The 18,526-nt window shown below is 67.2% G+C and carries 14 protein-coding genes and 1 tRNA gene; 3 read left to right on the top strand and 12 right to left on the bottom strand.

From position 1 onward, the window contains the following. From HMPREF3014_RS09555 to HMPREF3014_RS09520, 8 genes are all read right to left on the bottom strand, one after another. The coding region (locus HMPREF3014_RS09555) for a DUF1329 domain-containing protein (protein ID WP_048283183.1) at window positions 1-758 on the bottom strand (758 nt) is incomplete at its 3' end. Between the two features lie 58 nt (window positions 759-816). Then, a complete protein-coding gene (locus tag HMPREF3014_RS09550; RefSeq protein WP_003104994.1) occupies window positions 817-2,781 on the bottom strand; it encodes a DUF1302 domain-containing protein in 1,965 nt (654 codons plus the stop codon). 446 nt (window positions 2,782-3,227) lie between these two features. Then, entirely contained in the window at window positions 3,228-5,885 is a 2,658-nt protein-coding gene (gene pepN, locus HMPREF3014_RS09545; RefSeq protein ID WP_003116455.1) for an aminopeptidase N, read from the bottom strand. A gap of 18 nt (window positions 5,886-5,903) precedes the next feature. Further along, window positions 5,904-6,737, bottom strand: coding sequence for a DUF2797 domain-containing protein (locus tag HMPREF3014_RS09540; RefSeq protein ID WP_003091329.1), 834 nt, complete (start codon window positions 6,735-6,737; stop codon window positions 5,904-5,906). Beyond that, on the bottom strand, window positions 6,737-7,000 hold the full coding sequence (locus HMPREF3014_RS09535; protein ID WP_003104989.1) for a YeaC family protein: 264 nt from the start codon (window positions 6,998-7,000) through the stop codon (window positions 6,737-6,739). Before HMPREF3014_RS09535 ends, HMPREF3014_RS09540 begins: the two co-directional genes overlap by 1 nt. An 83-nt stretch (window positions 7,001-7,083) precedes the next feature. After that, window positions 7,084-7,944 carry a rhomboid family intramembrane serine protease gene (locus HMPREF3014_RS09530; protein ID WP_003091333.1) on the bottom strand — a complete coding sequence of 287 codons (861 nt, stop codon included), beginning with the start codon at window positions 7,942-7,944 and terminating at the stop codon, window positions 7,084-7,086. Beyond that, on the bottom strand, window positions 7,941-8,921 hold the full coding sequence (locus HMPREF3014_RS09525; RefSeq protein WP_023087157.1) for a metallophosphoesterase: 981 nt from the start codon (window positions 8,919-8,921) through the stop codon (window positions 7,941-7,943). The genes HMPREF3014_RS09530 and HMPREF3014_RS09525 overlap by 4 nt, the downstream gene beginning before the upstream one ends. After that, window positions 8,921-9,808: an NAD(+) kinase gene (locus tag HMPREF3014_RS09520; RefSeq protein ID WP_003091343.1), complete on the bottom strand. Its 888-nt coding sequence runs from the start codon at window positions 9,806-9,808 to the stop codon at window positions 8,921-8,923. The genes HMPREF3014_RS09525 and HMPREF3014_RS09520 overlap by 1 nt, the downstream gene beginning before the upstream one ends. Window positions 9,809-9,932: 124 nt before the next feature. Between HMPREF3014_RS09520 and HMPREF3014_RS09515 the strand changes: the two genes are divergently transcribed. Beyond that, the gene (locus tag HMPREF3014_RS09515; protein WP_019726529.1) at window positions 9,933-10,898 is read left to right on the top strand and encodes a DUF1853 family protein; all 966 of its coding nucleotides are present in this window, start codon (window positions 9,933-9,935) and stop codon (window positions 10,896-10,898) included. On the opposite strand, the gene HMPREF3014_RS09510 is transcribed toward HMPREF3014_RS09515, so the two are convergent. From HMPREF3014_RS09510 to HMPREF3014_RS09500, 3 genes are all read right to left on the bottom strand, one after another. Further along, the gene (locus tag HMPREF3014_RS09510; RefSeq protein ID WP_003452544.1) at window positions 10,899-11,798 is read right to left on the bottom strand and encodes a 1-aminocyclopropane-1-carboxylate deaminase/D-cysteine desulfhydrase; all 900 of its coding nucleotides are present in this window, start codon (window positions 11,796-11,798) and stop codon (window positions 10,899-10,901) included. Window positions 11,799-11,835: 37 nt separating this feature from the next. Next, window positions 11,836-13,275 (bottom strand): hypothetical protein, encoded by a 1,440-nt coding sequence (locus HMPREF3014_RS09505; protein WP_003143611.1) that lies wholly within the window; start codon window positions 13,273-13,275, stop codon window positions 11,836-11,838. 336 nt (window positions 13,276-13,611) lie between these two features. Beyond that, entirely contained in the window at window positions 13,612-15,651 is a 2,040-nt protein-coding gene (locus HMPREF3014_RS09500) for an NADPH-dependent 2,4-dienoyl-CoA reductase (protein WP_003103513.1), read from the bottom strand. 214 nt (window positions 15,652-15,865) lie between these two features. Here HMPREF3014_RS09500 and HMPREF3014_RS09495 point away from each other — a divergent pair, with 214 nt between their 5' ends. Together HMPREF3014_RS09495 and HMPREF3014_RS09490 are read left to right on the top strand one after the other, a co-directional pair. Beyond that, entirely contained in the window at window positions 15,866-16,984 is a 1,119-nt protein-coding gene (locus tag HMPREF3014_RS09495) for a carbon-nitrogen hydrolase family protein (protein ID WP_003119757.1), read from the top strand. Further along, window positions 16,981-18,018, top strand: a complete 1,038-nt coding sequence (locus tag HMPREF3014_RS09490) for an AraC family transcriptional regulator (protein ID WP_003103517.1) — start codon at window positions 16,981-16,983, stop codon at window positions 18,016-18,018. The genes HMPREF3014_RS09495 and HMPREF3014_RS09490 overlap by 4 nt, the downstream gene beginning before the upstream one ends. Window positions 18,019-18,305: 287 nt before the next feature. Here the strand turns inward: HMPREF3014_RS09490 and HMPREF3014_RS09485 are convergent. After that, window positions 18,306-18,382 (bottom strand) — tRNA-Asp (locus HMPREF3014_RS09485). Window positions 18,383-18,526 lie beyond the last annotated feature (144 nt).

Raw genomic sequence — 18,526 nt, 5'->3', positions numbered from 1 at the left:
CGCGGCTCCTTGACCTGGTCGAGGGTCTCGTGCACCAGCACCGCGCCGCCGGCCAGGCGCGCCGGGCTCTTGGTGAACGACAGGTAGTAGAACATCAGGTTGTTCAGGTCGGCGAAGCTGCCGCCCTTGAGGTAGTACTTGAACAGCGCTTCCTGCTGCGAGGTCACCAGCGAGTAGCTACCGTTGCGCTGTACCGCGACTTCCGAAGCGCGGCGCACGACATAGGTGCCGCGGTAGCGGGCGACGTGGTTCCACAGCGCCTCCACGCCGCTCTTCGGAATCGGGAACGGCACCCCGCCATAGGCGTCGGCGAACCCGTTGCCGCCGTCCAGCAGCCTGGCGCTGGTGGCATTGGCGAAGGTGTTGTCGTACAGCCACTGCGGCGCCGAACCGGAACGGCGACTGGGGTAGACCGGCATCCGGAAGCTGTCCGGGTAGGTCTTGAACAGCGCCAGCTGGCCCGGGGTCAGGTGTTCCCTGTACTGCTCCAGGTTGGCCTTGTCGATGGTGAACAGCGGCTTGTCCGCGGCGAACGGGTCCGGGTGGTGCTGGCCCGGCTTGTAGCCGGCCGGCGCCTGGGTGATGCCGCCGGTCCAGGCGGGAATGCTGCCGGCGGCGTTGCCGGCCTTCTCCGCGCCCAGCGGGGTGAGGCTCGACTTCAGTTGCGCCGCCTCGCCGGCGGAAACGCCGGCCAGCGCGCCGCCGCTGCCCAGTGCCAGCGCCAGGGAAGCGCCGATCAGCAGGTGCTTGTTCAACATGAGGGTTCTCCGTGTGAGGTGCCGGGCGCTCGCGGCGCCCGTGTCGTTATCGGTTCGGTCAGAAGGAGTACTTCACGGTCAGGCCGATGTTGTCGCGGTCGCGGATGTTGTTGTTCTGCCCGCCGCCGTAGAACTCGGTGTACTGCAGTTCGCCTTCCAGGCTGTTCAGGTAGGTGGCCTTGATCCCCAGGGTGTAGGCCTTGCGACCTTCGATGAAGTTGCCGGTCTGGTAGGAGTTGCCTTCGAAGTCGTCCTTGTAGACCACGTAGGGCGACACGTTGACCCCGGCGAACACGTCGTTCCAGGTGCCGCTGAGCAGCAGGGTGTAGCCGTAGGCGTTGCGGTTCACCTGGTCGCCACGGTCGCCGCCGGAAACGTACGAGCTGTTGCCGCGCCCGGCATAGTAGCGGGTGCTGCCGTCGTAGGCGGTGTACTTCAGGCTGCTGCCGCGCAGGTGTTCCGAAGCCAGCTCGGCGACGCCGGTCAACGAGTCGAAGCTCAGCGACGGACCGAAGTTGTAGATGGTCCCGAGGGAGGTGTTGAACGCCTCGACCCGCTCGTAGTTGTGGATCTGCCCGCCGAGGCCGACCATCTGCCCGCCGACGTTGATCTGCCCGCCGTTGGCGGCTTCCGCCGCACCGTGGGCGAGGTCGCCGATCAGGTCGTTGGTGGCGGCGATGCCGATCGGCAGGTTCGGCCGGTAGGCCAGCTCGCCGAACACCGAGGCGTCGCCCACCGTGGTGTTGAAGCTGAAGCCGTACATGCGGATGTCTTCGGCGAACTCGCGGCGGGCATTGATGTTGCCCATCACGTCGGCGGTCACCAGGCCGTTGGCCAGGGCTTCGGCGAGGTTGCCGGCGATCGGCCGCAGGGTGTTGGCCAGCGCCGCCAGGTCGGCCCCGGCATAGTCGCCGATGTCGGCGTACAGGGTCGGCTCCTTGGAGTGGTAGTTGACGAAGTAGAAGCCGAACTCGGTGCTGTTCAGTTCCTCGGCGATGTAGCGGAAGGCCACGCCGAACTGGCCGTCGTTGCGCGCGTTGATGTCCTTGCCGATGGACGACACCTTCATCACGTTGCCGTAGGCCGGGGTCACGCCGTTGGCATAGAGGCCGGTGTTCTTCAGCGCGCCGCTGAGCAGCGGATTGTTGCCCAGCGCCTGGTACAGGCCGATGACGTTGCCGAAGCCGGGCACCGGGGTGTCCAGCGCGGTGCCGGTGAAGTCGCTGTAGCCGGTGTTGCCGCCGTCGGCGAACAGGTCGGTCTCGGAGAAGAAGGTACCGACCGGGTCGAGGCGGGTTTCCTTCCAGTTCCACTGGTAGAAGGTTTCCATCGACAGGTTGTCGGTCAGGCCGATGTTGAAGCTCAGCGCTTCCACCGGCATCAGCACTTCCTTGAGCTCGGAACCGGGCAGGCGGTACTTGGCGGCGTCCACCGGGTTGGTGGTGTTGACCCCGCCACGGTAGAAGATGCCCTCGCCCCAGTTGAACACCTGGCGGCCGAAGCGCGCGCTCAGCGGCATGTTGCCGATGTCCCAGCTGCCGTAGACGTAGGCGTCGAGGATTTCCGCCTTGTGCCCGGCGATGTCGCGGGTCTGGCTGGTGAAACGGTCGTCGTGGGGATAGCTCTGGCTCGGCTGCGATGGATCGTTGTGGCTGTAGTAGTCGTTGCGCTTGTCCATGATCTGGGTGTCATAGAACGCCGTGCCGCGGATGAACACGCCATAGTTGCGCCAGGTCGCCTCCAGGTCCGAGGTGATCTTGTAGACCTCGGAAACCAGGCCGGTATCGAAGTTGCGGTTGCCGTCGTTGGTGTTGATGTCGTTGTTGCTCTTGTCCTGCCCCTGCACCCGCCACAGGGTGCCGTAGGACAGGGTGGTGTCGAGCGAACCGGACACCTCGTTGTCGAGGAAGCTGAATTCGACGGCCTGGGCCTGGCCGCCCAGCAGCGGCAGCAGCCCGGCGAAGGCGAAGCCGGCCCGGGCCGGCGCGGAGCGCAGCCGGGGCTGGCGGTTGGGGATGTACATCGGGAACTCACTCCATGTGGTCATGCGTTGGGCGCCGCCACTGCGGGCGGTTCGCCGTTCGGCCGTTTCTCTGCGGCCTTGTTATGGGTGGTCGCGGCGTCACCGGCCTAGCATCGACGAAAGGGAACCGCGCGACGAGGCAGTGCAACCGGGATGCCAATTCAACGGAATCCTCCAGGCAATTCAATGGATTGCGAAAAAAACAGGACTTCCTGCGGGATGACTGTTCATTCACTGACCAGAAAACAGGAAGTGTCCGACAAAACGCGCCAGGCGAATTTCGCCGGTGGCGCGAAAAGTCCCTTCGCAGAGCCTGCGCAGGGAGGTTCGCGAAACACGATTAAGCGGACTCCATCAATGGAAAACAGTGAAGCGATTCCCAGAAGTAACAAAGGGCGTTACCAGCCAGTGGCCAGTAACACCCTCTTCCGGGCGAAGCTGGCGGATCAGGCCAGGCTCTTGCTCACCACTTCGTAGACGTCGCTGGACAATTCGCCGGAGGCCAGGATGCGTTCCAGCTCGCCGCGCATCAGCGCCTGCCGCGCCTCGTCGTACTTGCGCCAGCGGGTCAGCGGCACCAGCAGGCGCGAGGCGATCTGCGGGTTGAGTGCGTTGAGCACGATCACCTGGTCGGCGAGGAAGCGATAGCCGGCGCCGTCAGGACGATGGAAGTTGACCAGGTTCTGGTTGGCGAACGCGCCGATCAGCGCGCGCACCTTGTTCGGGTTCTTCAGGGTGAAGGCCGGGTGCTGCATCAGCGCCTGGACCCGCTCCAGCCCGCCCGGCAGCGGCGAGCCGGCCTGCACGCTGAACCACTGGTCCATCACCAGCGGGTCATCCTTGAAGTAATCGGCGAACATGGCCAGGGCCTTGCCCTTCTCCGCCTCGAAGCCGGAGTTGACCAGCACCGCCAGGGCGGTCAGGCGCTCGGTCATGTTGTCGCAGCCTTCGTACTGCTCCAGGCAGGCGGCGAGGATTTCCTCCCGGCCCGACAGCGACAGGTAGGACAGCGCGATGTTCTGCAGGCTGCGCCGGGCTATGTGCGAGGCCTCGGCGAGGTAGGCGGTGTCACGGGAAATCTTGCGGTTGGCCTGGTAACGCTGCCACAGCGGCTCGAACAGCGCTTCGCCGATACGCTGGCGGGCGAATTCGCGGGCGGCATGGATCGCGTCGACATCGGCGACTTCGCTGATCTCGGTGAGATAGGCCTCGCTGGGCAGCGAGAGCATCTCGGCGACCATCGCCTGGTCCAGCGCCTCGTCCGCCAGGAGGGTGCGGTAGGCCTCGATCAGGCGCGGGTCGAGTACCAGTTGCTCGCCGCGCTGGTGCTGGCCGATCAGCTCCTGCAGGACCTGCACCGAAAGCTGTTGGCCGGCCTCCCAGCGGTTGAAGCCGTCGCTGTCGTGCTGCATGAGGAACAGCAACTGGTCGCGGCTGTAGGGGAAGCTCAGTTTCACCGGCGCGGAGAAGCCGCGCAGCAGCGATGGCAGCGGCTGCTCCGGCACCTCGACGAAGACGAAGCGCTGCTCGGCCTCGGTCACCGCCAGCACGCGGTTGCCGCCCTGGGCCACGGCCTCGCCTTCCAGGCGCAGCGGAAGTTCGTGGCCCTGGCCGTCGAGCAGACCCAGCTCCAGCGGGATGACGAAGGGTTCCTTGCTCGGCTGGCCGGGAGTCGGCGGGCAGCTCTGGCGCACCGTCAGGGTGTAGCGGCGGGCGGCGGCGTCGTACTCGCCTTCCACCGCCAGGCGCGGAGTGCCGGACTGGCTGTACCAGCGCTTGAACTGGGTCAGGTCGACGCCATTGGCGTCTTCCATGGCCTTGACGAAATCGTCGCAGGTCACCGCCTGGCCGTCGTGGCGCTGGAAGTACAGGTCCGAGCCCTTGCGGAAGCCTTCGGCGCCGAGCAGGGTGTGGATCATCCGCACCACTTCCGAGCCCTTCTCGTAGACGGTCAGGGTGTAGAAGTTGGAAATCTCGATGAACGAGTCGGGGCGCACCGGATGCGCCATCGGCCCGGCGTCCTCGGCGAACTGGTTGGTGCGCAGGAAGGCGACGTCCTCGACGCGCTTGACCGTGCGCGAGTTCATGTCGGCGGAGAACTCCGAGTCGCGGAATACGGTGAAGCCCTCCTTGAGCGACAGCTGGAACCAGTCGCGGCAGGTGACCCGGTTACCCGACCAGTTGTGGAAATACTCATGCGCCACCACGCCCTCGACCCGCTGGTGGGCGGCGTCGGTGGCGGTTTCGGCGCGGGCCAGGACGCAACTGGAGTTGAAGATGTTGAGGCCCTTGTTCTCCATCGCGCCCATGTTGAAGTCGTTGACCGCGACGATCATGAAGATGTCCAGGTCGTATTCGCGGCCGTAGACCTCCTCGTCCCAGCGCATCGACTTCTTCAGGCTGTCCATGGCGTGCTGGACCTTGTCGATGTTCTCCGGCTCGACGTAGATGCGCAGCGCCACGTCGCGCTGGCTCATGGTGCGGAAGCTGTCCTCGACGCACCAGAGGTCGCCGGCGACCAGGGCGAACAGGTAGGCCGGCTTCTTGAACGGGTCTTCCCAGGTCGCCCAGTGCCGGCCGTTGCCTTCGGAACCGCTGGCCACCGGGTTGCCGTTGGAGAGCAGCACCGGGTAGCGCTGCTGTTCGGCGCTGACGGTGGTGGTGAAGCGACTCATCACGTCGGGACGGTCGAGGTAATAGGTGATCTTGCGGAAACCCTCGGCCTCGCACTGGGTGCAGAACATCTTGCCGGACTTGTACAGGCCTTCCAGCGCGGTGTTGCTCTCCGGATGGATACGCACCGTGCTCCTGAGGACGAATTCGGCCTGCCGCGGTTGCACCCCGAGCTGCTCGTCGTCCAGCTGGTAGTCGTCCGCGCCGAGCGCCTGGCCGTCCAGTTCGAGCGCCAGCAGCTCCAGTTGCTGGCCATGCAGCAACAGCGGCGGCAGGCCGGCGCCGCGCTCGGGGTTGCGCCGCAGCTTCAGCTCGGCGTGTACCAGGCTGTGGTCTTCGAACAGTTCGAACTTCAGGTGGGTCTCGTCGATCAGGTAGTCCGGCGCCTGATAGTCCTTGAGGTGGATGACTTTCGGTTGCTCGGTGCGCATGGCTTGTGGCCCTTCTGCTCAGTGATGCACGGCGATCTGGTAGGCCGTGTATTTGCGAATGTTGATCACCCCGGTGTCGAGGATCAGGTACTGGCCCTTGATACCGCGAAGCGTGCCTTCGACGATAGGCGTTTTTTCCAGGTCGAGGCTGGCGACCTTGCTCGGGTAGGCCTCGACCGGGTAGGCGATCTCGAGCGGATCGAGGTCGATAACCGGTTGGATCGCCTGCAGGCCGAAACGTTGCTGCAATTCGCGCAGGCCGTCGGCGCACTGGTCGAACAACTGCTCGCGGACTGCCGCCAGGTCGACCGGCTCGGCTTCGCCCTTGAGCATGGCCCGCCAATTGGTGCGGTCGGCGACCTGGCTGCGCAGCAGGTCTTCCACCAGGCCGGACTGCTGGCGGGTGGCCACGCGCAGGATCGGCAGCGCCTGGCGCGCGCCCTGGTCGATCCAGCGGGTGGGAATCTGGCTGGCGCGGGTGATGCCGACCTTCACCCCGGAGGAGTTGGCCAGGTACACCACGTGATCGGTCATGCAGAACCGCTCGCCCCACTCCGGTTCGCGGCAGGTGCCCTGCTCGTAGTGGCACTTCTCCGGGCTGACGATGCAACTGTCGCACTGCGCCAGCCGGGTGAAGCAGGGATAGCAATAGCCCTGGCTGAAACTCTTCTTCGTCTTGCGGCCGCAATGGGTGCAGAAGATGCTGCCGAGGTACTCCAGGCGCAGCGGCCGGCCGATCAGCGGGTTCACCGCGACTTCGCGGTCGTCGAGGCGGAAGGCGTATTGCACGGGAGCATTGCTTTCCAGGCGCGCCGTCATCTTGCTCAGCGCGCCGCGGGCGATTTCTTCCATCAGTGCACGGAGTCCGACTTGAACAGGATGTTCGGGATCGGCTCGTCGGAATGCGAGGAGCAGTGCTGCGGGCCCATGTAGCCGGTGCGCTCCTCCTCGGGGAGGTTCTGCAGCTCCCAGGCGATCACCGCCTGCAGGCAGAGTTCCTTCTGCTCCTGGGTCAGCTTGCGGCCGTCCGGCCACTTGCCGATCTCGATGGCCAGCTTGAGGTTCTGGTAGATCTCAGGAGTGATGTTCTCGATCGCTTGATTGAAGGACGACATGGCCGGCTCCGGTGAAAAGGCGTACCGGCCATTCTACCGGGCCGGGGCCGGCGGCGCACATCGAAGCTGCCGCAGCCCCTCGCTCAACGGCGACGCCGCGCCAGCAGGCCGCCCAGCAAACCGCTGAGGCAACCGACCAGCAGCCCGCCAACGTGCGCGCCGTTGGCGATGGAGCCGAAGCCGAGCAGGTCGATCACCCCGGACAGGCACACCAGCAGCCAGATCAGCATCATCGCCACGACGCCCCTGGGCAGGCGATAGGCCTGGTTCGGCGCCAGGTACTGGAAGATCCAGCAGTGCCCGAGCAGGCCATAGAGCACCCCGGACAACCCGCCGAACAGGCTGGCGCCGCTCACCGCGTACTGCACCACGTTGGACACCAGGCCGAACAGCAGGGTCAGGCCGAGCAGCATCGGGCCGCCCTGGCGGAATTCGATGCGCCGGCCCAGCTCCCAGAACCACATGGCGTTCATCGCCAGGTGCAGCCAGCCGAAGTGGATCAGCATCGGCGTGAACAGCCGCCACCATTGACCCGCCGCCAGGCTCTCGGCCAACGGCGTGAACAGCGCGTACTGGCCTTGGATACGGAAGTCCTGGAAGGTCAGCCAGCGCATCGTCGCGAAGTTGTCGCCAAGGTAGGTGACAGCGGCGACGACGAAGGTCAGCAGCAACACCGCGGCGGTCATCGGGCTCATCCGCAGTTGCCGGACGAAACCCTGCCCCGCCGGTCGCGGCGCGGCCTCCAGGGTCGCCTGCGGATCGCCTTCGGGATAACGCCGGTACAACTCGCGGACCTGCTCGGCGAGCCGCTCGTCGGGCACCCAGAGGACCTGCTGGCCGGATTCCTCGCTGACCCGGTGCGGCACGTTCAGACGCCGCAGCAGGCCGACGAAGCCGGCCAGGTCGACCGAGAGGGGAAACTTCAGGACCTGCACCGCGCTCACTCGTCAGCCTCCGGCCGCTTCACTTCGACCCAGACGAACTTGTGCCGGTCCAGGCGGGTTTCCTCATCCAGGCGGTAGGCCGCCAGCTTGCCGTACATCACCGCGCTGTAGTCCAGGCAGGCCAGGTTCGGCCGGATCGGCGCCGGCGTGCCGCGTCGCCAGTAGTGGCCGACGAACAACAGCGGTTCGTCGGCGCCGTAGGTCAGCAGGCTGGACTTCTGCTCCTCGCTGAGCGGCTCGCGGGCGATCGCTTCGGGCAACGCGTCGGGCTGGAAGACGATATCGCCGTAGGTGCGCGGCGCCTCGTCCTCGACCCAGAACTTGGTGCGGAAGAAGGCGCGCGTATAGCCATCGCTGCTGGTCAGGGTGGCACCGTGCGGCAGGCGCATGTCGGTGCCGCGCAGCAGACGGTTGCAGGCCAGGTCGGCGAAGCTGCCGGGCTCCGCCGACTCCTGCAGGAAGGCTTCGCTGATCCGCCCGTCGGGGAACTGCCGGCGCAGGGTCGCGATCAGCTCGCCGTCCCAGCAGGCATGGACCATGCGGAAGCGCCCGGCATCGAGGAACAGCGGCAGTTGCTGGAACCAGCCGAGGAAGTCGCGCCAGTCGGCGTCGTGGCCCTCGAACTGCTCGAGGGTCTCCTTGATCAGCCGGGTATGCCGCGGCGTATGCTCGCGGACGTACTGGCGGCCGCTGCCGGGCGCCGCCGGGGTGCTCCAGCCGAGCGCGTTGAATTCGTGGTTGCCCATGATGCACAGCGCCTCGCCGGCGTCGACCATCGCGTGCACCCGGTGCAGGGCCTCGCGGATGCGCGGGCCGCGGTCGACGATGTCGCCGAGGAACAGCGCCTGGCGCCGCGGATGGCGCCAGACGCCGCCCTGCAGGCGGTAGCCGAGCAGGTCGAGGAGGCGGTCCAGGGTATGCGCGCAGCCGTGGACATCGCCGATCAGGTCGTAGCCACGTCCGGGGTCGAGTTGCATCAGTCGCCTCCGCCCAGGCGGCTGCCCCAGCCGAGCTTGGTCCGGCAGATCTCGTAGTAGTTGTGGTCGATGGGGTGGATCAGGCGCAGCTTCTGCGGCTTCTTGCTGATCGTCACAGTATCGCCGGGGGCGCAGGTGAAATGGTTCTGCCCGTCGCAGGAGACCTGCGGGTAGATCTGCATGTTCGGCGACACGACGATCTTCAGCTCGCTGTTGCCGTCCACCACGATCGGGCGGCTGGAAAGCATGTGCGGGTACATCGGCACGATGACGATGGCATCCAGCTTCGGATGCATGATCGGACCGCCGGCGGACAGCGCGTAGGCGGTGGAACCGGTGGGCGTGGCGACGATCAGGCCGTCGGCCTTCTGGCTGCAGACGAACTGGCCGTCGATATACAGCTCGAACTCGATCATCCGGGTCGACTTGCCCGGGTGCAGGACCACGTCGTTGAGCGCATCGCCCTGCCCCATCGAGTCGATACCGCGACGCACCTGGGCATCGAGGAGGAAGCGGCTTTCGACGATGTACTGGCCGTCCAGCACCTCGCCGACCTTGGCCTCCAGTTCATCCGGGCGGATGTCGGTGAGGAAGCCCAGGCTGCCGCGGTTGATCCCCAGCACCGGCACCTTGTGCCGGGCCAGCGCGCGGGCCGCGCCGAGCATGCTGCCATCGCCGCCGACCACCACCACCAGGTCGCAGATCTCGCCCATGATCTTCCGCGAGCAGGTCTGCAGGCCGTGTCCGGGCAGGACTTCGGCGATGGTGTCCTCGAGGATCACATGCAGGTGGCGATCGATCAGGAATTTCTTCAGCCGGCGAATGGTGTCCAGCACCTGGGTGCTGCCGAGGCGGCCGATGATGCCGATATTGCGAAAGGGTTCCATGCGGTTCCTGCGAAAAGCTGGCGGGCGGGATAGAGCGGATTATGGGCGAAAGCCGCGGACAGCGGCAAACCCGCGCATGTACGGGAAATCGCCGCGAGTGGCGCAACCCGGCTAACCTCAGGGTATGACGCTGCTGACCGAACTGCTCGACGAATTGCACCACCCGGCCGTCCGCGACCTGGCCTGGACCCTGCTCGCCCCGCCGTTGCTGCGCCGGACTCCGGAGCCGCAGCGCCATCCGCTCGCCGCCAGCCGCTGGCGCCAGGAGCCAGAGCGCCTGGCCGCCTGGTTGCGCGAACAGGAGCGACAGCCGCAGCACCTCGCCGCCTGGCTCGCGCAGTGGCCACGGCAGCGTCTCGGCCTGTACTACGAACATCTCTGGCAATTCGCCCTGGAACAAGCCCCGGACGTGCGCCTGATCGCCGCCAACCTGCCGGTGCGCGACGGCGGGCATACCCTTGGCGAACTCGACCTGCTGCTGCGGGACGACGACGGCATCCACCACCTGGAACTGGCGATCAAACTCTACCTGGGGCCCCAGTCCGGCCCCGGCGACTGGCTCGGGCCCGGCGGCCAGGACCGCCTGTCACGCAAGCTGGAACACCTCTGCCGACACCAGTTGCCGCTGGCGGCGACCCGCGAGGGTCGCCAGGTGCTGGCCGCCCATGGCGCCGAATCGGCCGTTTCCGCATTGTGGCTGAGCGGCTACCTGTTCCATCCCTGGCCCGGGCCGGGCAGCCTGCCCGCCGACATCGAGCCACGGCATCTGCGTGGCCGCTGGCTCCGCCAGCGCGACTGGCCGGCGTACCTGGCCAGCCTGGCCGGACCGCAGACCGGGCAGCATTGGCTGCATCTGTCGCGCGAGCACTGGCTGGCGCCGGCCATGCGGCGGCAGGACCCGCTCGACCCACCGCGCGACGGCGCTTGCTGGAACATCGCCTTCGCCGACGAGGCACGTCCGCAAATGCTGGTAAGGGTGGTGCCGCGCGACGGCTACTGGGTAGAGGCCGAGCGCCTGTTCCTGGCCAGCGACGACTGGCCACCGGGGCTCAGCCTGTGGGGTAGCGCGCGCCAGGCCGCGGATGCCTGATCAGAGCAACGCCAGCAAACGCTCCTGCAATGCCCGGCGGCCCTGCAGGCCTCCGCTGTGCAGCGCCACCAGCCGGCTGCCGCGAGCCACCGCGCCGCTCTCCACGGCCTCGCGCAGGGCGAGCAGCAGTTTGCCGGTGTACAGCGGTTCGAGGGCGACGCCGCTGGCCGTCTCGAACTCGACGATGAACCGCGCCAACCTCCCATCGAGACAGGCGAAACCGCCACGGCTGGCGTCCAGCAGGCGATAGCCGGTATCGGCCCAGCCCGCCTCGGCAAGGGTCGCCGCGACCTGGGCGGCGACGCCGTGGTCCTCCGGCACCGCCAGCGCGCCCACCACGGGATGCCGCCCAGCCTCGCCGAGCACCAGGCCGGCCAGTGTCGTACCGGTACCGGCGGCCACCCAGATCGCGTCGTAATCGTCCCAGCCGAGCGTCGGCAACTGGGTCGCTATGCGCTCCACCAGTCCGATGCAACCGCGCGCGCCCAGCAGCCCGCCACCGCCCTCGGCGACCGGCAGCAAACCTGGGTAACGTTCCCGCCAGGGAAGCCAGAAGCCGGCGGCATGCCGCTGGCGATAGCCACCGTAGCCGAGCCAGTGCAGTTCCATGCCGAGACTGCGCAGGTCGCGCACCGTCGGCGTATCGACTTCGTGTCCGCGCAACAGGCCGACGCAACGGAAATCGAAACGCGCGCCGGCGCCGGCCAGCGCGTGCAGGTGGTTGGAGTGGGCGCCGCCGAGGCTGATCAGGCCGTCCAGCCCCTGCTCGCGGGCCAGCGCCAGGTGTGGCGCGAGCTTGAACCCCTTGTTGCCGGAGATCAGCGGATCGGCCTGGTCCAGGCGCAGCAGCGCCAGTTCGACCCCGGCCCGTTGCAGCCAGTCGAGTTCGAGACGCTGCAAGGGTGTATGCGGTGACCAGTGGGGAAACGGCAAGAAGTCAGCTCACGGTGCGCAGGCGCCCCGTGGTCTTGTGCCGGGCGCAGCAGTTGGTGTCGCCGGCGACGAAGCGCGCCGGGTTGTCGACCCGGTCGAGCGGCAGGTTGCAGCGTTCGCCGCCGGGCAGCAGCGCCTCGCAGCGCGGCTGCTGGAAGTGGTCCAGCCACTGGCGGTACTGGCTCTCGGAGACGAAGCACTTGGCCGCCGCGTAGGCCAGCGGATTGTCCTGGTAACGCGGGATGTCCTGCAAGGGGATGGTCAGGTGCCCGGCGCCGGGATGGTAGGCGACGAATACCACGCCCTGGCCGGATAGACGCTCTAGCAGTTGCTCCGGCCCCTGGGCGGCCAGACGGTCGCGCTCGGCGCGCAGCTCGGCCAGTTCCTGCTCCAGTTGCTGGTCCAGCTCGTTGCGGTAGGCCAGTTCGACGTCGCGGATCGAGACCTGCTCCTTGTAGCCGGCCACCGCCGCCGCCACCCGAGCCTCCAGTTCGTCGGCGAACTCCGAGCGCAGCAGGTCGGTCTCGTTGCGCCCCTGGTTCTCGATGAAACGCAGTTGCCGGGTCAGTTCCTCGCGGTTGCGCTGGAACTGCTCGCCCTGCTCCAGCAGACGCTGCTGCAATTCGGCGTTCTCCCGCGCCTGCCGTTCCAGGGCCTGTTGCAGGCTGAGCACTTCGCTGCGCAGGATGTCCAGTTGCCCGCGGGCGTCCTGTTCGCGCCTGGCCAGTTCCTCTTCGTGCTGCCGGGCGAGCCCGGCCAGGCGCTGCTCCTGCTGCCGGGCCAGGGCGGCGAGCTGTTGTCGCTGCTGCTTGACCAGTTGCGCCAGGCGCGCCGCCTGCTCGTCCTCCTGCTTGCGCGGAGGCTCCGCGGGCGGTGCCTTCGGGGCGGCGGGACCGGCGGCGTACCATTGCTCTTCGGCGGCCATCTGCAGCCGCTGCGGCTCCACCGCGGCAGGCTCTTCGTCCACCAGCAGGCCCAGCTGGTTGCGCCTGAGCGCGTCGCGGATGAGCACGAAATGGTTGCGTCCGGCGCTGCTCTCCGGGTCCCAGAGGTGCATCTGGTGCCAGGACACCGGGCACTGGCTGCGACAGGCCAGGCGGATCGGCCCGCCGCCCATGTCGGGGCCGCGTCCGGCGCGTTCGGCGAGGTTGCGCAGAGGCAGGTTCCAGCCGGTGTCGGCGCCGCCCTGCTCGTCGAAATCGAGATAGAAGAACACCGCCGCCCGCGCCTGCAGGCGCGGATTGATCAACACATAGGCCAGGTGCATCTGCCGGTCGGCGTATTCCGGCATGCGCACCAGGCCATCGAGCAGCGCCTCGAATTCGGGATACAGCATTTCCTTGCAGACGCCGCTGTCGTTGAAGAACAGCACGGCCTCCGCCATCTGTGGCTTTTTCTGCATGCTCATCGCTAACCCTCGAACGCCTGGCGAGGCGGCCCGCATCCGGCAGTACCCATCTGGCATGTCACCTGAAAAACAGGCGCTATCTCGTTGTTCGGGCAAGTCTAGGGGAAAAAATGTCGCGGGCAATGTGACTGGGTTGGCAGACACCCGGGCGATGCCGGACGGCCCGCCGAGCGGTAGGGGAAATTGTGAAGCGGTCGGGTTTTGAGCGGACGGAGATCACCGTGGCAGAGCGCCACCGTTCACCGAACCGGTGCACAGCGCCCCGCCGCGCCGACGAGGGCGGACAGGGGCGATACGCAGAACCTGTGCGAGCTGGAGAAAAGCCGTTTTCAACGCAGTTTCTCCGCTACGCAACAGATCGCGGAAAGGCTCTCAGAGTTCGGCGGCCAGGCGCGAACCCTGGTTGATGGCGCGCTTGGCATCCAGCTCGGCGGCGACGTCGGCGCCACCGATCAGGTGCACGCTCTGGCCGGCCGCCAGCAGGCCGTCCTGCAACTCGCGCAGCGGGTCCTGGCCGGCGCAGACGATCACGGTATCCACCGGCAGCACCTGCGGCTCGCCCTCGGCAACGCGGATATGCAGGCCGGCGTCGTCGATCCCGAGATACTCCACGGCATTCACCATCTGCACCTGCTTGTTCTTCAGGCCGGCGCGATGGATCCAGCCGGTGGTCTTGCCGAGGCCGTCGCCGACCTTGCTCTTCTTGCGTTGCAGGAGGAACACCTGGCGCGCCGCCGGATGCACCTCGGCCTTGACCCCGGCGATGCCGCCGCGGGCTTCCAGGCGAGTATCGATCCCCCACTCCTTCCAGAACGCCTCGCGCTCCAGGCTGGTGGACGGACCGGCATGGGTGATGAATTCGGAGACGTCGAAGCCGATGCCGCCGGCGCCGATCACCGCCACCTTGCCACCCACCGGCTTGCGCTCGAGGATCGCATCCAGGTAGCTGATCACCTTCGGATGCTCGATGCCGGGGATCGCCGGTGTGCGCGGAACGATGCCGGTGGCGAGGACGATCTCGTCGTAGCCGCCCGCGACCAGGTCGTCCACGTCGACCCGGCGGTTCAGGTGCAGTTCGACACCGGTGCTCTCCAGCTTGTTGCGGAAGTAGCGCAGGGTCTCGTGGAACTCTTCCTTGCCGGGAACCCGCTTGGCCACGTTGAACTGCCCGCCGATCTCGCCGGCGGCGTCGAACAGGCTGACCCGGTGCCCACGCTCGGCGGCCACGGTGGCGGCGGCCAGGCCGGCCGGGCCGGCGCCGACCACGGCGATCTTCTTCGGCCTGGTGGTGGGGATGTAGTTCAGCTCGGTTTCGTGGCAGGCGCGCGGGTTGACCAGGCAACTGGTCAGCTTGCCGCCGAAGGTGTGGTCGAGGCAGGCCTGGTTGCAGCCGATACAGGTGTTGATCCGTTCGGCGTGGCCGGCGGCGGCCTTGTTGACGAAATCCGGGTCGGCGAGGAACGGCCGGGCCATGGAGACCATGTCGGCATCGCCCTCGGCCAGGACCTTCTCCGCCACCTCGGGAGTGTTGATGCGGTTGGTGGTGATCAGCGGGATGCCGACCTCGCCGCGCAGCTTGGCGGTGACCTTGGTGAAGGCCGCGCGCGGTACCTTGGTGGCGATGGTCGGGATGCGCGCCTCGTGCCAGCCGATGCCGGTATTGATCAGGGTCGCGCCGGCCTTCTCGACGGCCTTCGCCAGCAGCACGATCTCGTCCCAGCTGCTGCCGCCCTCGACCAGGTCGAGCATCGACAGGCGATAGATGATGATGAAGTTCGGCCCCACCGCCTCGCGCACCCGGCGGACGATCTCCACCGGCAGGCGCATGCGGTTCTCGTAGCTGCCGCCCCAGCGGTCGGTGCGCTGGTTGGTGTGCTGCACGAGGAACTGGTTGATGAAGTAGCCTTCCGATCCCATGATCTCGACGCCGTCGTAGCCGGCGACCTGGGCCAGGCTGGCGCAGTTGACGAAGTCGGCGATCTGCTTCTCGATGCCTTCCTCGTCGAGTTCCTTGGGCTTGAACGGATTGATCGGCGCCTGGATCGCGCTCGGCGCCACCTGCTTCGGACTGTAGGCGTAGCGGCCGGCATGCAGGATCTGCATGCAGATCTTGCCACCCGCCTCATGCACCGCCTGGGTCACGATCCTGTGCTTCTCCGCCTCTTCCGGCGTGCTCAGCTTGGCCGCGCCGGAATACACGCCGCCCTCCTCGTTCGGGCCGATGCCGCCGGTGACCATCAGGCCGACGCCACCGCGGGCGCGTTCGGCGAAGTACGCCGCCATGCGCTCGAAGCCCTGCGGCTTCTCTTCCAGGCCAGTGTGCATGGACCCCATCAGGGTGCGGTTGCGCAGGGTGGTGAAGCCGAGGTCCAACGGGGCGAGCAGGTGCGGATAGGGAACGGCGGCGGTCATCGGGGGTCTCCACATCGGGCGAAACGCGTTCACGGATATGCCGCGGCCTCGGGCGCAATGCGCGGGACGGGCAGCGGTCGGTATGGCGACGACTCTAAGGAGCGCCACCGGAGCGCTCAATGATCCTAAATGACAAGTTACTGATCGGAATGCACAGGGATGCTTGGCAAGCCGACGCCACTCCCCTACCCTGTGGGCTGCCTTGGAGACCCGCATGCGCAAGCTGATCTTCCTGATCCTCATCACCCTCTTCGCCGCCTACGCCGGCTGGGCCGAACGCCGCCCGGTAGGCCACTACCTGTCCGACCTGCGCAGCCAGGTCAGCGTGGTCCAGGGCCAGCCCGGCGAGCGCGGCAACCTGCTGGCGGTCCAGCCGGAACTGTTCACGCCGGACTACCAGAGCGCCGAACGGTTGCAACTGAAATTCCACGCCTACCTGGAAAATGCCCGCCGCCAGGGCCTGCTCAACGAGCGCACGGTGGTGGTGTTCCCCGAGCATGTCGGCACCTGGCTGGTGGCCAGCGGCGAGAAGCCCGAGGTCTACGCCGCTGCCGACTGGCCCACGGCGATGGACTGGATGGCCGCGAGCAACCCACTGAAGGTGGCGCGCGGCTGGATCACCGCGCGCGGCGATCAGCGTCTCACCGACACCCTGTTCCGGATGAAGGCGGTGGACATGGCCCACGACTACCAGACCCTGTTCGGCGGGCTCGCCCATGATTTCAAGGTGACGGTGGTCGCCGGCTCCATCGTCCTGCCCGACCCCGAGGTCGAGGACGGCGAGCTGCGTCCCGGCACCGGCCAGCTGTACAACGTCAGCCTGACCTTCGGTCCCGACGGCCGGCCGCTCGGCCAGCCGCAACGCAAGGTGTTCCCGACCCGCCACGAACTGAGCTACCTCAACAACGGTCGCGGCGAGCGCCTGCAGGTGCTGGATACGCCGGCAGGACGCCTGGGCGTGCTGATCGGCACCGACAGCTGGTACCCGGACACCTACGCCACCCTGGTCGAACAGCGCGTCGAACTGCTGGCGATCCCCGCCGCCCTGAACCAGAGCGGTCGCTGGCAGCAGCCCTGGCCCGGCTTCGATGCGGAGCTGGTTCCCGGCGACGTACGCCTGGCGCCGAACAGCCTGAGCAACGCCGAGGCCTGGCAGCACCTGGCGGTCGGCGAGCGCCTGCTGGCCAGCGGTGCGCGCGGCGCCGCCGTGGCCTTCGCCCATAGCCGCCTGTGGAACGTCACCGAAGACGGCCAGAGCCTGCTCGGTTCGTCGCAGGGCATGCGCCAGGCCAATCCCGGCGGCGGTGCGCAACTGGTCAATCTCTGGCTATGAGCGCGCCCCGGGTTCGCCTCGGCGACCTCTCGGTCGGCTTCGTCCAGGCGCTGGCCGACGCCCTGCTCGCCGCCGGCGTCGAGCCCGCAGCACTGCTCGAGCAGTACGGCCTCGACCAGCGGCGCCTGGCCGAACCCGGGGCGCGCCTGTCGATCCCTCGCTACATGCGCCTCGGCCATGCCGCCATACAGCTCAGCGGCGACCCCGCCCTTGGCCTGCAGATGGGCCGCCTGAGCCGTCTCGGACAGATGGGCCTGGCCGGCGTCAGCGTCGCCCAGGCGCCCAACCTGCGCGCCGCCGCGCGGGCAATGATCCACCTGGAACCGCTTTACGCGCAGAACTACCGGGGCCAGTCGAGCCTGGTGGAAGACGCCGGCGGCGCCTGGCTGCGCTTCTATTCGATCAGCCCTTATAACGCCTATAACCGCTTCGTCGTCGATTCGGTGCTGGCAGGCTGGATCAGCCATCTCGGCGCCCTGGCAAGGCAGCCGTTGAAAGCGGAGCGGGTGGAGATCGAATATCCAGCGCCGCCTTGGGCCGAGCGCTACGAGGCATTCTTCGGCTGCCCGGTGGAATTCGGCGCGCCGACCAACCAGTTGCGCCTGAGCCAGGCCAGCCTGGCCCTGGCGAATGCCGAGCACTGTCCGAGCACCTGGAGCCAGATGCTGGAACTCTGCAACCGCGAACTGGAGCAGTTGACCCGCACCCGCAGTTGGCGCGAGCGCGTCAGCCGCCTGCTGGGGCCGATGCTCAATGGTCGCGAACCGGACCTCGAGGAAATCGCCGCGCGCCTCAAGTTGCCGACCTGGACCCTGCGGCGCAAGCTGGCCGAGGAAGGCACCCAGTTCCGCAGCATCCTCAACGACACCCGCCGCGACCTGGCGATGGTCTACATCCGCGAGACCGACCTGGCTTTCGGCGAAATCGCCTACCTGCTCGGCTTCGCCTCGGCGGAAGCCTTCCAGCGCGCCTTCAAGCGCTGGAGCGGGCAGACGCCCGGCGAATTCCGCCGCGCCCAGCGACAGAGCGCCTGATCACATCTCGGTGGCGTCGTCCGCCGGCTCTGGCAGATCGCATTCGGCGGCATGCTGCTCCAGCAGTTCTTCCTGGTAGTCGTCCATCGCGGATCACCTTTCGTTCGTCTGTGTCTTTCAGCTGTAGACGAGGAAGATGACAGCGGGATTACCGCGCGCGGACCGACGGAGCAGGAAATCCGGCAAACAAGGAGAAAACGGAAGGCGCAGGGGACGACGGAAACGAAAAAAGCGGCCATTGGCCGCTTTCTTCGTGGCTCACCCCGCCTCGGCGTGGTGAAGATGTATGGCGCAGCGGACGGGACTCGAACCCGCGACCCCCGGCGTGACAGGCCGGTATTCTAACCGACTGAACTACCGCTGCGCGTCGGCTGGGCAAGATGCCCGGTAAAGCGACTTCCTCTTGTTGCAGCCAGGCTGCCCGCCTTCTGGTGGAAGACGGCGAGTTCGGGGTGGTGAACTCGGGAGGGGAAGTGAATGGCGCAGCGGACGGGACTCGAACCCGCGA

The organism is Pseudomonas sp. HMSC065H01, assembly GCF_001815235.1.
Classification (GTDB): domain Bacteria; phylum Pseudomonadota; class Gammaproteobacteria; order Pseudomonadales; family Pseudomonadaceae; genus Pseudomonas; species Pseudomonas aeruginosa.
The sequence above is the reverse complement of the archived record's forward strand: the minus strand, read 5'-3'. Positions and strand labels throughout refer to the sequence as shown.

What these genes read in the sequence shown, in the direction of transcription:
- HMPREF3014_RS09540 (WP_003091329.1), bottom strand. Translation starts at nt 6,737, where the DNA reads ATGGAAGAAATCGCCCGCGGCGCGCTGAGCAAGATGACGGCGCGCCTG.
- HMPREF3014_RS09495 (WP_003119757.1), top strand. Translation starts at nt 15,866, where the DNA reads ATGCGCAAGCTGATCTTCCTGATCCTCATCACCCTCTTCGCCGCCTAC.
- HMPREF3014_RS09550 (WP_003104994.1), bottom strand. Translation starts at nt 2,781, where the DNA reads ATGTACATCCCCAACCGCCAGCCCCGGCTGCGCTCCGCGCCGGCCCGG.
- HMPREF3014_RS09505 (WP_003143611.1), bottom strand. Translation starts at nt 13,275, where the DNA reads ATGCGGGCCGCCTCGCCAGGCGTTCGAGGGTTAGCGATGAGCATGCAG.
- pepN (WP_003116455.1), bottom strand. Translation starts at nt 5,885, where the DNA reads ATGCGCACCGAGCAACCGAAAGTCATCCACCTCAAGGACTATCAGGCG.
- HMPREF3014_RS09490 (WP_003103517.1), top strand. Translation starts at nt 16,981, where the DNA reads ATGAGCGCGCCCCGGGTTCGCCTCGGCGACCTCTCGGTCGGCTTCGTC.
- HMPREF3014_RS09535 (WP_003104989.1), bottom strand. Translation starts at nt 7,000, where the DNA reads ATGTCGTCCTTCAATCAAGCGATCGAGAACATCACTCCTGAGATCTAC.
- HMPREF3014_RS09500 (WP_003103513.1), bottom strand. Translation starts at nt 15,651, where the DNA reads ATGACCGCCGCCGTTCCCTATCCGCACCTGCTCGCCCCGTTGGACCTC.
- HMPREF3014_RS09515 (WP_019726529.1), top strand. Translation starts at nt 9,933, where the DNA reads ATGACGCTGCTGACCGAACTGCTCGACGAATTGCACCACCCGGCCGTC.
- HMPREF3014_RS09520 (WP_003091343.1), bottom strand. Translation starts at nt 9,808, where the DNA reads ATGGAACCCTTTCGCAATATCGGCATCATCGGCCGCCTCGGCAGCACC.
- HMPREF3014_RS09525 (WP_023087157.1), bottom strand. Translation starts at nt 8,921, where the DNA reads ATGCAACTCGACCCCGGACGTGGCTACGACCTGATCGGCGATGTCCAC.